1 protein-coding gene and 1 pseudogene are annotated in these 1,846 nt (G+C 69.6%); both read right to left on the bottom strand.

The features are described 5' to 3' along the window. Nucleotides 1-21: 21 nt before the first annotated feature. Nucleotides 22-1,379: pseudogene (gene asnS, locus NTW26_00545) on the bottom strand (asparagine--tRNA ligase). A 61-nt stretch (nt 1,380-1,440) separates the two neighbouring features. Beyond that, nucleotides 1,441-1,846 (bottom strand): hypothetical protein (locus tag NTW26_00540; GenBank protein MCX7020762.1); only part of this gene is annotated, 406 nt, incomplete at its 5' end.

The raw sequence follows: 1,846 nt of genomic DNA, 5'->3' as shown, positions 1-1,846 counted from the left end.
GTCGGGACAGCCGCGCATACGCTACGGGTCCAGGCGCTTTATCGTCCGGGGGAAGGGGATGACCTCGCGGATGTGGTGCACCCCGCCGAGCCACTGCACGAACCGCTCCAGCCCCAGGCCGAAGCCGCCGTGCGGCACCGCCCCGTACCGCCGCACGTCCAGATACCAGCCGAAGGCCTTGCGGTCCAGGCCGTGCTCCGCGATTCTTCTCTCCAAAAGTTCCGGGTCGTGGGCGCGGATGCTGCCGCCGATGAGCTCCCCGAAGCCGCCCGAGCCGATGAGGTCGTCGCACTGGACGTAGCGGTCGTCGTCGGGGTCGGGCTCCATGTAGAACGCCTTGGCCTTGGCGGGCCAGCGCTCGATGAAAATCGGCACGTCGTGGAGGGCGCCCAGGGCCGTCTCGTGGGGCGCCCCGAAATCCTCCCCCCACTCCAGCGGCTCCCCGGCCTCCTTCAATTTTTCCAGCGCCGAGTCGTAGCTCAGCCGGGCGAAGGGCTTGTCCCGCGCCGCCTCCAGACGGCGAAAAACCTCCGCCGCCGTCTCCTCGCCCCGGACGAAGTCCAGCCCCTTGGGGTCGTGGATTTTCTCGATCAGGTCCGCGCTCTCCTCCAGCACCCGCCCCGTCACGTGCTTGACCATGCGCTCCTGGAGGGCGACGTTCTCGTCGTGGGTCAGGAAGGCCGCCTCGGGCTCCAGCATCCAGAACTCGGTGAGGTGCTTGCGGGTGAAGGATTTCTCCGCGCGGAAGGTCGGCCCGAAGCAGTAAACCCGCCCCAGCGACTGGCAGGTCGCCTCCGAGTAGAGCTGCCCCGACTGCGACAGGTACGCCGCCCGGTCGAAGTACTCCAACTTGAAAAGGGTGCTGGTCCCCTCGCAGGCGTTGGCGGTGATTATCGGCGAGTCCACGCAGGCGTAGCCCTCGTCGTCCAGGAACAGGCGCAGGTGGAGGATGGCCCGGTCGCGCAGGCGCAGGACGGCCCACTGGCGCTCGGTGCGCAGCCAGAGGTGGCGGTGCTCGAGGAGGTAGTCCACGCCGTGGGCCTCCACGCCGCGGCCCTTGGCTGGACGGGGTAATCGGGCGTGCTCGGGCCGAGGGGGGTGAAGCCGGTCACGGTGAGCTCGAAGCCGCCGGGGGCCCGTTTATCCTCCCGGACCGTCCCGGCGACGGCGCAGGAGGATTCCAGGTCGGTCCCCGCCGCGGCCGCGAACTCGCCCTCCGGCAGGTCGTCCGCCGAGGCGACCGCCTGGATGCGCCCCGAGCCGTCCCGCAGAAGCAGGAAGAGGAGCTTCTTCCCGCTCAGGCGCTTGCCGCAGACCCAGCCGCGCAGGGTCACGGCCTCCCCCGCGTGCCCGGCGATTTCCGAAATTCTCACGTCCATCGGGCTAATCCCTCGTTTTTTAATAAACCGGCCCGGATTCCACGGCCGCCCCTGTCCCGCATCAACCGGGTATCTTACGGATCATCTCGGCCAGGGCGTCGCGGCTGGACGACACCAGCGGCAGGTCCAGGAGTCTTTCGATCCGCCGGGCCAGGCTGTCCCGAATCTGCCGGAAGGCCTTGAGCCGCCGGCCGTGCTCGGCGGGAATCCGTGACGGGTCCTCGTAGAACCAGCCCACCGTCGGCGACCCGGCCCAGTCCGGGCTCCGGCTCCAGGTGTCGCGGCAGAGGACTATCACGACGTCGAAGCCGACGCCGGCCACGGCGGTGGTGGGCTTTGGCGTTTGGGCGGCCATGGAGATGCCCAGCTCGCCCATCACGGCGTGGGTGAGCGTGTCGAGGGCCTTGGCGGGGTCGCGGCCCGCGGAATCGGCGCCGACGGACCCGGCGCTCATCTCGCGCAACAGC

The organism is bacterium (assembly GCA_026398675.1).
Classification (GTDB): domain Bacteria; phylum RBG-13-66-14; class RBG-13-66-14; order RBG-13-66-14; family RBG-13-66-14; genus RBG-13-66-14.
This window is presented reverse-complemented; position numbering and strand designations above follow the sequence as displayed.